General features: G+C 66.4%; 10 protein-coding genes. 1 reads left to right on the top strand and 9 read right to left on the bottom strand.

What is annotated here, in order from left to right; translation table 11 throughout:
• Positions 1 to 7 precede the first annotated feature (7 nt).
• Positions 8 to 487 carry a peptide-methionine (R)-S-oxide reductase MsrB gene (gene msrB / locus L288_RS29655; protein ID WP_021237813.1) on the top strand — a complete coding sequence of 160 codons (480 nt, stop codon included), beginning with the start codon at positions 8 to 10 and terminating at the stop codon, positions 485 to 487.
• On the opposite strand, the gene L288_RS29660 is transcribed toward msrB, so the two are convergent.
• The 9 genes from L288_RS29660 to L288_RS29700 all read right to left on the bottom strand — a co-directional run bounded on the left by L288_RS29660 (position 468) and on the right by L288_RS29700 (position 10,813).
• Entirely contained in the window at positions 468 to 2,288 is a 1,821-nt protein-coding gene (locus tag L288_RS29660) for a hypothetical protein (protein ID WP_021237814.1), read from the bottom strand. The two genes, msrB and L288_RS29660, sit on opposite strands and share 20 nt — an antisense overlap.
• Complete coding sequence (locus tag L288_RS29665) at positions 2,266 to 2,685, bottom strand: GtrA family protein (RefSeq protein WP_021237815.1); 420 nt, start codon at positions 2,683 to 2,685, stop codon at positions 2,266 to 2,268. Before L288_RS29665 ends, L288_RS29660 begins: the two co-directional genes overlap by 23 nt.
• A 5-nt stretch (positions 2,686 to 2,690) precedes the next feature.
• Positions 2,691 to 4,217 carry an NAD(P)/FAD-dependent oxidoreductase gene (locus L288_RS29670; protein ID WP_021237816.1) on the bottom strand — a complete coding sequence of 509 codons (1,527 nt, stop codon included), beginning with the start codon at positions 4,215 to 4,217 and terminating at the stop codon, positions 2,691 to 2,693.
• A 131-nt stretch (positions 4,218 to 4,348) separates the two neighbouring features.
• A complete protein-coding gene (locus L288_RS29675; RefSeq protein WP_021237817.1) occupies positions 4,349 to 4,684 on the bottom strand; it encodes a UrcA family protein in 336 nt (111 codons plus the stop codon).
• A 175-nt stretch (positions 4,685 to 4,859) separates the two neighbouring features.
• Positions 4,860 to 6,449: a bifunctional phosphoribosylaminoimidazolecarboxamide formyltransferase/IMP cyclohydrolase gene (purH, locus tag L288_RS29680; RefSeq protein ID WP_021237818.1), complete on the bottom strand. Its 1,590-nt coding sequence runs from the start codon at positions 6,447 to 6,449 to the stop codon at positions 4,860 to 4,862.
• 136 nt (positions 6,450 to 6,585) lie between these two features.
• Entirely contained in the window at positions 6,586 to 8,355 is a 1,770-nt protein-coding gene (locus L288_RS29685; RefSeq protein WP_021237819.1) for a heparinase II/III family protein, read from the bottom strand.
• Positions 8,352 to 9,014 carry a ribulose-phosphate 3-epimerase gene (gene rpe, locus L288_RS29690; protein WP_021237820.1) on the bottom strand — a complete coding sequence of 221 codons (663 nt, stop codon included), beginning with the start codon at positions 9,012 to 9,014 and terminating at the stop codon, positions 8,352 to 8,354. Before rpe ends, L288_RS29685 begins: the two co-directional genes overlap by 4 nt.
• 89 nt (positions 9,015 to 9,103) lie before the next feature.
• Entirely contained in the window at positions 9,104 to 9,589 is a 486-nt protein-coding gene (locus L288_RS29695) for a hypothetical protein (protein WP_021237821.1), read from the bottom strand.
• Between the two features lie 45 nt (positions 9,590 to 9,634).
• A complete protein-coding gene (locus tag L288_RS29700) occupies positions 9,635 to 10,813 on the bottom strand; it encodes an RsmB/NOP family class I SAM-dependent RNA methyltransferase (RefSeq protein ID WP_084465690.1) in 1,179 nt (392 codons plus the stop codon).
• Positions 10,814 to 10,815 lie beyond the last annotated feature (2 nt).

Genomic DNA, 10,815 nt, shown 5'->3' on the forward strand with positions numbered 1-10,815 from the left:
CGGGCCCATGAACCGGCGGACACTCCTCGGCGGCGGCCTCTATGGCATCGCGGCGATCGGCCTGTGGCGGCTGGGCGCGGGGGATGCCGCCGCTGCCGCCTATCCTTTCTCGCTGAGCGATGGCGAGTGGCGCAAGCGGCTCAGCCCGCTCGCCTATGACGTGCTGCGCAAGCATGCGACCGAACGGCCCTTCACCAGCCCGCTGAACAAGGAACATCGCAGCGGCGTCTTTTCCTGTGCGGGATGCGGCCATCCCCTGTTCCGTTCCGCCACCAAGTTCGACAGCGGCACCGGCTGGCCCAGCTTCTGGGCCCCGCTCCCCAAGGCTGTCGGAACCTCGCGCGACTTCACGCTGGGCATTCCCCGGACAGAGGTGCATTGCGCGCGCTGCGGCGGGCATCTTGGCCATGTGTTCGACGATGGCCCGCGTCCCACAGGCAAGCGCTATTGCATGAACGGCGTGGCGCTCAGTTTTTCACCGGCATGACCTTGTAGATGCGCAGCGGTTCCGGCGCTGGCAGCCGGCGCAGCCAGGCCGGAGGCGCGCCCCGGTCGAGGGCGGCGGCCAGGCTGCCGCGATGATCGCGGGCATAATGGTTGAACTCGTTCAGTCCCTTGCAGCCGATCACATAGTCCACGCCGCGTCCGTCATTCAGCCGCGCAAGGACCTCCCGCGCCCGCTCCGGCGGTGCGATGAAGCCTTCCACGACGGCGGTGATGCCAGCGGCGTTGCGGTGATGGGCCGTGCCGACGACATAATGCGGCGTGCGGATCAATATGTCCGGCCCCATGTCGAGCGGCGCGAACAATGTCGACCGGGGCAGGTTACGCAACGGCGCCAGGACCGATCCCGAACGGCAATCAGCGGCCGCCTCTTGCGGCTTGTCTTCTTCACCCTTGCCGGAAACGATGACTATCCAAAGCGCGCACAGCGCGGCGGGCGCGAGCAGCGCGACGGCGGCCGATGCCGGGACGCGCACGATCGCCCTCGCATGGCTCTGCGCGCGGCGAAGCAGTTGCGCCATCAGCCATGCAATGCCCGGCAGCGCCAGCACATGCGCGACGGACATCGCTCGCATCACCATTATCGCCACCGCTGTCGCACCGGCAAGGAGCAGCCCCGCAACGATCCAGCGGTCGCGTTCACGCTGGTTGCCCGCGCTCCAACCCGCCGCGATCGTCCCGGCAAGCCCGGCGAGCGGCGGCAGGACGATCAGCCCGGCCAGTGACCGGCTCTGCTCCCAGATCGGACGGCCTTCCATGACCTGTAGATACCAGAGCTTGTAGGCGACCGGTCCCAGCGCCCTGAACGGATCGCCCGTGAGGCAAGGGCCGCCGGTCAGTGCGAACACAGCCGCAGCGGACGCCGCACCGATCCCTGCCGCCATGAAGCGGCCGCTCGTGGATGCAGGCATCAGCCGGAACAGAAGCGGCGTCGCCACGGCGAATGCGGCGAGCGGCCAGACATAGGCCGCAGACAGCGCATCGCAGTGCCGGTCCAGCAGCGCTGCCGGTCCTCGCAGCAAGACGAGCAATACCAATGCAGCACTACCCAGCACAATCGCAAAGGCCTCGAAGCGCGGGGCCTGATCGCGATCACGCCATTGCCACAGCGCGAAGACGGCGGCGAACAGCGCCGCATAGGGCAGGCCTTCGCTGGAAATTTGCAGCCAGACCGCGATGGCGAGCGCGGCGATGCATCCGCCCCTTGCCGGGCGCGGATCGAGCGCGCCGCCGAGCGCGATCGCCGCCATGATGATCTGCCATCCATGATGGTCGATCCGCAGCGCATTGAACTGAACCAGGATGGTCGGAGTCGTCAGCAGCAGCGCTGCCGCAAGCAGGGCAGCCGGTGCCCCGGCAATGCGGCGGGCGGCGATGAACAACGCCCCTGTCAGCCAGCCGAGCAGGAGCAGCGGCGTCACCGCGCAGGCGACCGTCTCCGCCACCGCTGATCCCAGCAAGGGCCGCAGCATCATGATGAGCCCGGCGATCGGTGCATCCACGATCCGCGACCAGTGCATTGGACCGCCCACCGGCGGGCTCACGCGATGCTGGCTTACGTCGTAAAAGCCCTGCCCGCCCAGCCAGTCGCGCACCTGCTGCAAGCGCATGGCGTCGTCCGGGTCACGGAAGGTGAGGGTGGCGATATCCTGCCGCGACAGCCATAGCAGGACGGCGCAGCACAGCAGCCAGAACAGAAAGGCCCAGCGCGCGCCGGGAGCGAATCGCGTCGCGCTCCGGCGATAAGCGGCGGACAGATGCTCAGGCAGCGGAGAAGACGCCATATTTCCGAATCGCGTAGACAGCGAGGAAGCTGACCGGGATGGCGATCAGCTTGGCGAGCGCGGGCGCGAGGCCTGCTCCGGTTAAGCCGCTGATCAGCCCGGTGGTGAGCGCCAGCCCGATGACCGCACTGACCACGAAACCGATGCGCTGGCCGTGCGTGGCCTGCTCGGAAGGGACGAAGACGAAACGGATGCTGATCATCCAATGCAGCAGCAATCCCCCCGCATATCCGGCAAAGCCCGCCGCCGCTGGAGGCGCTCCGGCCTTCAGCAGGGCAAGGAACAGCAGCATGTCTGCGCAAAGCGCGATGACGCTCGCCATCAGATAGCGGGTGAAGGTGAACCGGGCGAGGATGCCGCCCGCGCAGGACGCCAGTGCGGATGGCCGCCGATGCATCTTTTTCAGGCTGCCTTCAAACGGCCCGGCACGCCGCGCAGGCTCGACAGGGCGGCCTGCTCTCCCGCTTTATCCTGCCCCTCTTCCCCTGCTTCATGATATTCGGCATCCTCGTTGACGGCCCAGATGTCGTACAGCGTCTCGCCCGCCTCGATGTTGCGGACGGTCAGCATCGCCGTCATCATGGCATGGTCCTGATTATTGTAGCGATGCATGCCGTTGCGTCCGACCAGGTGGAGCGTCGGGTAAAGCTGCTGCAACTCGGTGCGCATCGCCAGCACATTGGCGGCATAATGATCGTCATAGACAGGATAGGCCTTTTCCTGTCTCACCACCGCGCCGCCCACGACATCGGCGGGATCGCACAGGCCCAGCAGCGCCATTTCCTTCTTGGCCAGTTCCACCAGATCGGCGTCGCTCGACGCCCAGAGACCATCGCCTTCGAAGCAGAAATATTCAAGGCCGACGCAGGCCAGCGTCGGGTCAGGCACCATTTCGGGCGACCAGCTGCGGAAATTCTGGATGCGGCCGACCTGCACCTTGCTGTCGTGAATATATATCCAGTTGTCGGGGAACAGGTCCTCCGACCGGATCATCAGGGCGACGGTCAGGAAGTCGCGATATTTAAGCTCCATCGCATTGCCCAGCGTCGCGGGCAGGGGATGGATGCGCCCGGCCAGTTCACGCATCGGCGCGGAACTGATCACATGGGTGGATGTCAGCAGCACCTTGCCATCGGGGCCCTTGGCCATCATCTGCCACTGACCCGATGCATCGTTGCGGACAAGCCGTTCCAGGCTGTGCGCCATCAGCACCTGATTGCCTTTGCCCACGACGAAATCGCGCGCGGCTTCCCACATCATGCCGGGCCCAAGGCGCGGATAGCGGAAGCTTTCCAGCAGCGTCTTGGCCGCCATGCCGTCATTTGGCCGCTTGTTGAGCCCAAGCGAGCGCTTCAACCCGTCCTTGACCGCGCCCCACAGCGACAATCCCTTGATGCGCTGCGCCGCCCAGTCGGCCGACATTTCGTCGCAGGGCATGCCCCACACTTTTTCGGTATAGGTCTTGAAGAAAATCGAAAACAGCTTGTGGCCAAAGGCGTTCACCGTCCAGTCCTGGAAGGAGCGGACGTTGCGGTTGGGAAACAGCTTCGCCTTGGCGAAGCTCGCCATGCATAGGGCCGATCGCCAGAAGCCCAGGTTCAGAAGGGCTTCGAAGGCGCGCAGCGGATAGCTGTAGAATTTGCCTTCATAATAGATGCGGCTCATGCGCGGCCGCTGGATGAAATCGTCGGGCAGTATCTCGTTCCAGAGGTCCACCACCTCCTTCGACTTCGAAAAGAAGCGGTGGCCGCCAATGTCGAAGCGAAAGCCGTTCAGCTCGACCGTGCGGCTGATGCCGCCCACATAGACCGGGTCTTTTTCGATGACGGCTACGGAATAGCCCTTCTTGGTTAGCAGATAGGCCGCAGTAAGGCCGGCAGGGCCCGCGCCGATGATGGCGACGTCCACATTCTGGTCGATCCCCGGCATTCCATGCCCCCGATAAAATCCATCTATAATGGCGGATGACGGAAATCATCTAAGGAATGGTTAACGGCCGGTTAGGCAAAGGAGCCGCCCGGCAGGCAGGCAGGCAGCCCCTTCGAAAGCGGGAAGAAGGATCAACCCTGATGCTGCCCCTGGGCCAGCGAAGCGAGATCGGCGCGGGCGCCGCTCAGCGCGTCGTCGAAGCAGGCGCGATATTCGCGGCTGGGTTGCAGGATCGTTCCGCTCATCCATCCGCACACTTGTTTCGCGGCGCGGTTGATGCGGGAATCGGCCCGGCGCGCGTCACGGCTGCTGCCAAGGTCAAGGTCCGCGAGCGAGACAATCACACTGCGGGTTTCCGTGCCGGTCCGTCCGTCGACGATCACGTCCATGCCGTCACCGGCAAGAGCGGAAGCGGGAAGGGCGAAAGTCATCGCGGCGGCCAGCGCCGCCAGCGTCTTCTTGGTCATCCTGTTTCTCCTGTTCAACTGAACGATCGCCCCGCGCCTACGTGGGAGAAGGGTCGCGCAGTGAGATAAGCCTGCGTCCAGCGGATGAAAAGGGCCAGTCGGAAGAAAGTGGCGGAAAACCGCGATTTTTGCGGATGCGAAAGGGTCTGGCGGCTTTCGCATCCGGCTGCCCGGATCAGTGGCGGAAGTGCCGCATGCCGGTGAAGACCATCGCCAGCCCCGCCTCGTCAGCGGCGGCGATCACCTCATCGTCGCGGATGGAGCCGCCAGGCTGGATCACGGCCGTCGCCCCCGCCTCGACCGCCGCCAGCAACCCGTCGGCGAAGGGGAAGAAGGCGTCCGACGCCACGGCCGATCCGATCGTGCGTGCCTTGTCCCAACCGGCCTTTTCGGCGGCATCCTTCGCCTTCCATGCTGCAATGCGGGCGGATTCCAGCCGGTTCATCTGGCCAGCGCCGATACCGGCGGTGCTGTTGTCCCTGGCATAGACGATGGCGTTGGACTTCACATGCTTGGCGACGGTCCAGGCGAACAGGCAGTCGGCCAGTTCCTGCTCGCTCGGCGCGCGCTTGGTCACGACCTTCAGCATGTCGCGGCTGACCCGGCCATTGTCGCGCCCTTGCACCAGCAAACCGCCCGCAATGCTTTTCATCATCAGGCCGGGTCGGGCCGGGTCGGGCAGCTCGCCCGTCAGCAGCAGGCGCAGATTCTTCTTTTTGGCGAAGATCGCCCTGGCATCCTCGTCAGCATCCGGGGCGGCGACCACTTCGGTGAAGATGCCGCTGATCGCTTCGGCGGTGGGGCCATCAAGGGGCCGGTTGACGGCGATGATGCCCCCGAACGCAGATACGCTGTCGCAGGCGAGCGCGGCTTCATAGGCTTCGATCAGCGTATCGCCGCTCGCCACGCCGCAGGGATTGGCGTGCTTGACGATCACCACGGTCGGCGGGCCGTCGCGGAATTCGCTCACCAGCTCCAGCGCGGCATCGGCATCGTTATAATTATTGTAGCTCAGTTCCTTGCCCTGGATCTGGCGCGCCTGGGCAATGCCGTTCGCGCCCCCCATGACCGGCAGGTACAGCGCGGCCGACTGGTGCGGATTTTCGCCATAGCGCAGCGTCGCGCCGATCTTGCTGGAAACGGCGAGCGTTTCCGGGAACTCCACGCCCTGATCGGCGAAAGCGAACCAGCTTGCGATCATGGAGTCATAGGCCGCCGTCGCCGCATAGGCCTTGGCCGCCAGCATGCGGCGGAAGTCATAGCTGGTCGCGCCGCCTTTCTCCTCCATCTCGGCGATCAGGCGGGCATAGTCGGCCGGGTCGGTCACGATGGCGACGCTTTCATGATTCTTCGCAGCCGAACGGACCATGGAAGGCCCGCCGATGTCGATATTCTCGATGATCTCCTCGCGATCCGCGCCCTTCGCCACAGTGGCGGCGAAGGGGTAGAGATTGACCACGACCAGATCGATCGCGCCGATCTCATGCTCCTGCATCGACGCGACATGGTCGGCGTTGTTGCGCACGGCAAGCAGGCCGCCATGCACCTTCGGATGCAACGTCTTGACGCGCCCGTCCATCATTTCGGGAAAGCCGGTCAGGTCGGAAATGTCCTTAACCTCCAGCCCCGCCTCGCGCAGCGCCTTGGCCGTGCCGCCTGTCGACACCAGTTCCACGCCATGACGGCCAAGCGCCTCGCCCAGTTCGACAAGCCCTGACTTGTCGGAAACGGAAAGGAGGGCGCGTTTGATGGTGACGTCGGTCATGGCGAGAATCCTGATGCTGGGTGCCGCATTCGGGCTTGCGCCGCCCTCTAGTGCCGCTTGGCTCCGGCGGCAAGCGATAGGGACCGCGATGCCCCATTTGCGCGACATGCATCCTGCGCAGGAGCAGGGCCGAGCGTCAGCCCACCTTCTTGAACAGCCAGCCAATGGTCGAACCGCCCGGAAGGGCTTCGCCGGTGACGACCAGTTGCCGCGCCGGATGCGGCCGTCCTTCATGATCGACCCACAGGCTTTCCTCGACCGCCAGCTTCCCGCCATTCGCGCGGAACTGCCAGATCGCGCCATCATCGATGCGCAGCAATGCGCCCATGCCATCGGCGGTGGAGGTCGGCTCGACACCGGGCGCGAGGTGGAAGCGCAGCTGGATGGACAGCTTCACCGGCTTGCGCCGCCGGGCGGCGGGCGTCAGCAGGTCTTCGCCCCGGATTTCCTTGCCATCGCCGCTCAGCAGCAGCAGCCGGCGATGGACATAGCCCATGCGTCTGACATAGCCGTCATGGCTGATCTCGATCCGGCTGCCGCTGTCGGTTTCCTGCCGGTGCAGCTCCACTTCGGTGACGCCGCGCCCCAGCGTGCCGTCCGGCAGGAGCGCGGTCGAATTGCTGTCGTTCAGCACCAGCGTGCTGTGCGCCGCCGTGGTGCGCAGCCCCTGCGCCAGCGCTTCGGGCATCCATGCACCGCCCAGCGCCGCGCCGCCGCAATTCACGACCAGCCGCTGCCGCCCGTCGCTGATCTCGATCGCGCCGGTGGATGCGCAGCCTGCCGCCGCCAGCCGGGCGACCGGCGGGGGCGCGGCGTCGATCTGCACGATTGTCCCGCCAGCAGCCAGCCGTTGATAGCCCCAGTCATTCGCCTGCCGCAGCGGGCGGGCGCGGACGCGGCTGGCGCGCACCAGCGCTTCCACCGACGCCGGATCGATGGCGGCCGCGCCCTGCCAGCTGCCCAGCCCCCCATCGCCATGGGTCAGGCCCAGCAGGGCCGGGACCGCGCGGGCCAGCGCCTCGGTCAGGAAGGGCGGAACCTGCTCGCGCCGCACGTCATAGACGGAACGGACCATCGACAGCAGCATGATCGCCTGGAACTGGTCCAGCGGAGAGCGTGAGATGATGCCCCCATCGGTATGGAAGGCGCTGTCGATCGCGCGCTTGAGCCCCGCCTCTCCGAAAATCTTCCGCGCCGCGCCGCCCGGCAGCAGCATCGACACGCCCACGATTCCGCCCCATGCGGCGAGGCGCGGCAGGCCGATGGGCGCCTTGTCCGCTCCCCGGTCGAGATGGCGGGCGGTGCGCGCGATGCTGTTGAGCACCAGCGATCGGTAGACGAGGTCGCTTGACGACAGGATCAGCGGCGCATGGGCCGACCAGAATAGCAGCCGCCATGCGGCATTGTCCGCCCGCCAGGCTGGCTCGCTGGGCGTGTCAGCATGGACGGCGAGCCAACGGCGCATCACGCCTTCGGCGATCGGCGCCCCCTGTTCCCGCGTCCCCGCGCTCGCAAGGTCGCGCAGCCACGCAAAGCTGTGGAGATAGTCGGCAAAGGCGGGGACCAGCGTCAGCCGCTCGAAATCCAGCGCGTCGATCGGCTGGCGCGTGCCCCGGAACAGGAAATAGCCCGCACGGATCGCCTGACCCGCGCGGACGTCGCCCGGCATCTCATCTTCCGGCACCGCCAGCAGTTTCAGCGGATATTTGCCCTTGAGCCGCCGCCCATGAATCGGCGTCTTCCAGCTCATCAGGTAGAAACGGTTGGCGATCCTCTGGGCCAGCGACAGGCCCTTGTCATCCGCGATGCGGATGAGCCGCTTGCCCTGTTCGATCCCGTCATCCTCCTGACCGTTCCCGGCCAGGTCCGGCACCGATGGAGCAGGGGTGCGCCTGCGGTCGCTCACCCGCCCCTGAGCTTCCTGATATTGCCCGCATAGGCGTCGGGCCCGCCGCGGAAGGTGGCCGTGCCGGCGACCAGCACGTCCGCGCCCGCCTCGATCGCGCGCGGCGCGGTGGTGAAGTCGATGCCGCCATCGACCTGCAACCGGATGTCGCGGCCGCTCTTGCCGATCATCTTGCGGATCGCCTCGATCTTGCGAAGCTGGTTCTCGATGAAGCTCTGCCCGCCAAAGCCGGGATTGACGCTCATCACCAGGATGAGATCGACGTCATCGATCAGATAGTCGAGCATCTTGGCGGGCGTGCCGGGATTGAGCACCACGCCAGCCTTCACGCCCAGCGACTTGATATGCTGCACCGAGCGATGGATATGCGGCCCCGCTTCGGGATGAACCGTCAGGATGTCCGCGCCCGCTTCGGCGAAGGCGTTCAGATACTGATCGACCGGAGAGATCATCAGGTGAACGTCGAACGGCTTTTGCGTGTGCGGGCGCAGCGCCTTCACCACGCCCGGACCGATGGTGATGTTGGGCACGAAATGGCCGTCCATCACGTCGATATGGATCCAGTCCGCGCCCGCTTCGTCAATGGCGCGAACCTCCTCGCCCAGGCGGGCGAAGTCGGCGGAAAGGATGGAGGGTGAAATCAGGATCGGGCTGGTCATCAACAGCCCGCTCTAACGGGGGGCGGTGACAAGGGCAACGCTCCATTTCCAGCTTATCCACAGCGTTCTCGCGCCGTGGCTCCGCCTTTTCAGGGCGGGGGGAGGAGCGCAGGTTCCTGGCGCGGCGAAATCCCCGCTCCGCGCGGCAGAAGCCGCTTCATTCCATGCAGCGCCACGACCTGATCATTTTGCAGGATCGGGGCAGCGACAAGGCGCATGGTGCGGCCGCCGCTGCCCAGCGGACGAATGTCCACATCCAGCGTGAAACCGCGGCGATAGCGGATGGCATAGGCGCGAAGCTGCTCCATCGCCTCGCGGCTGTCGGGAACGTAAAGCGACACGGCGAGCGGACGCGGCACCCTCATATTCCGGTCAAGGCCGAACAGGTCATAGACGCCGGAGGTCCAGCTCAGCCGGTCACCGGCAAGATCGCAATGCCATTGGCCGATTCCCATGTCCGCCAATGCATGTTCGTCGCGCAACAGGCGGCCATCGGATGTCAGCGGCGCAAGATGGGCATGCAGGTCGAACAGCGGCCAGCTATGGTTGAGAGGCAGGGGCTCTGCCGGACGCAAGCTTGGCCTTTCAGGCGATCAGGCGGATGCTGCCGATGCTACGATCTATGACGGGGCGCGCGCAAGCCGGGCGATGAAAAAGCCGTCCGCGCCGCCTTTCTCCGCCAGCGTGTCCGGCAGGGTGCGCAGCCAGCCTTCCGGCAAAGGCGCGACTCCCAAAGGCAGTTCGGCGGCCTCCACAGGCTTGATCCGATATTCGGGGCGGCTTTGCAGGAACTGTTCGATCTGCTCCTCTCCCTCCGCCTTTTCCAGCGAGCAGGTGGCGTAGATGAGCGTCCCGCCAGGCCTCAGCCACTGCGCCGCCCGTTCGAGCAGTTCCGCCTGCAATGCGGCTGCCTCCTCGATCTGGCGCTGGCCGATGCGGTGCAGCACGTCGGGATGGCGGCGGTAGATGCCGGTGGCGCTGCACGGCGCATCCAGCAGGATCGCATCGACCGCCTCCGCAGGCTCCCATTGCCGCAGGTCGGCCTGGACGATGGCGGCCTTCAGCGAGGTGCGAGCGAGATTGGCGCTCAACCGCTCCAGCCTTTTCTTCGACTGGTCGACCGCCGTCACCTGCCAGCCCGCCGCCGCGAGCTGCATCGTCTTGCCGCCGGGCGCCGCGCACAGGTCGAGCACGGCGCGCCCCTCGCCCGGCCCCAACAGCCGCGCCGGGCATGATGCGGCGATGTCCTGCACCCACCATGCGCCTTCCTCGAAACCGGGCAGGGTAGGGACGGCATCATGTCCCGGCAGGCGGACATGGCCGGGGGCGAAGCTCTCCCCGCCCAAAGCTTCGGCCCATCGCGCCGTTTCCGCCGGGTCGCGGAGGCTGAGATCGACCGGAGGGCGCATGGCGTAGGCCTGCGCAGCCGCTGGCGGCATGGCGTCACCCCAAAGGTCCGTCCAGCGCGCGACCACCTCGGCGGGCAGCGCGGGAGGATCGGGAAGGCTGGGGGCCGCACGCGTAATCGTGCCGAACACGCCATGCACCAGCTTGCGCGGTCCGCCATCGACCAGCGGCAGCGCGGTCGCGATCGCCGCATGCGGCGCGGTGCCGAGCGCCAGCAGCTGGACAAGGGCGATGCGCAGCACCATGCGCGCCTTCGCATCGTCTGGCAGCCGCTGGCGCGTCGCGCCGTCGATCAGGGCGTCGAGGTCGGGCAGGTGGCGCAGCGTTTCCGCCGCTATCGCATGGACCAGCGCCCGGTCGGGCTGGCTCAGCCCCTGCGCCGCGCCGTGCAGGG

It is taken from the genome of Sphingobium quisquiliarum P25 (assembly GCF_000445065.1).
Classification (GTDB): domain Bacteria; phylum Pseudomonadota; class Alphaproteobacteria; order Sphingomonadales; family Sphingomonadaceae; genus Sphingobium; species Sphingobium quisquiliarum.

Excerpts from the sequence above, each read along its gene's own strand:
- rpe (WP_021237820.1), bottom strand. The coding sequence starts at position 9,014 with ATGACCAGCCCGATCCTGATTTCACCCTCCATCCTTTCCGCCGACTTC.
- L288_RS29675 (WP_021237817.1), bottom strand. The coding sequence starts at position 4,684 with ATGACCAAGAAGACGCTGGCGGCGCTGGCCGCCGCGATGACTTTCGCC.
- L288_RS29670 (WP_021237816.1), bottom strand. The coding sequence starts at position 4,217 with ATGCCGGGGATCGACCAGAATGTGGACGTCGCCATCATCGGCGCGGGC.
- purH (WP_021237818.1), bottom strand. The coding sequence starts at position 6,449 with ATGACCGACGTCACCATCAAACGCGCCCTCCTTTCCGTTTCCGACAAG.
- L288_RS29660 (WP_021237814.1), bottom strand. The coding sequence starts at position 2,288 with ATGGCGTCTTCTCCGCTGCCTGAGCATCTGTCCGCCGCTTATCGCCGG.
- msrB (WP_021237813.1), top strand. The coding sequence starts at position 8 with ATGAACCGGCGGACACTCCTCGGCGGCGGCCTCTATGGCATCGCGGCG.
- L288_RS29665 (WP_021237815.1), bottom strand. The coding sequence starts at position 2,685 with ATGCATCGGCGGCCATCCGCACTGGCGTCCTGCGCGGGCGGCATCCTC.